Source organism: Mesorhizobium sp. M4A.F.Ca.ET.090.04.2.1 (assembly GCF_003999085.1).
Taxonomy (GTDB): Bacteria; Pseudomonadota; Alphaproteobacteria; order Rhizobiales; family Rhizobiaceae; genus Mesorhizobium.
In genome coordinates, this window is the sequence record NZ_RZOT01001024.1 from 1 (window position 1) to 471 (window position 471).

The window sequence follows — 471 nt, forward strand, 5'->3', positions numbered from 1 at the left end:
CACCAGCGCCGCCTGCGGCACTGCCTTGGTGATCGCCTCGGCCACGGCCTTTTCAGGCCCGTTCGACCAGGTGACGACAGGCGTCATTCCCTTCTCAAGCAATAACCCGGCGATCTCGATCCAGTCCTTGACCGGCCATTTCTTGTCCTCGCGGCTGGTGCCGTGCAGCAGGAAAGCGGTCTTGCCGCTGGTGCCGGCCAGACCATCCGCCGGCGGCACGATGCCGGACTGGAGCCCGGAGAGATCCGGCTGGTAGCCGAGCGCCAGACCGAACAGCCGCCGCGTCCGCTCGATGGCGTGCAGGTCGCGCGGCACTGCGTAGCGGTGGTCGTAGAACAGCGTCGCCGACGGTTCGCGCGCGCTTGCCCGGTCGAAGCCGGCGACCGGCGCTGCCGCCTGCTTCGCCACCACAGCGGACTTCAGCAGCCCTTGCGCATCGATGACGAGGTCGTAGCTCGCGGCGCGCAGGGC

The 471-nt window shown here is 69.0% G+C and carries 1 protein-coding gene; it reads right to left on the reverse strand.

Annotated elements, in window-relative coordinates; genetic code table 11:
• Positions 1–471, reverse strand: a 471-nt coding sequence (locus tag EN781_RS33855) for a glycosyltransferase family 9 protein (protein WP_281034428.1), incomplete at both ends; no start/stop codon positions are given.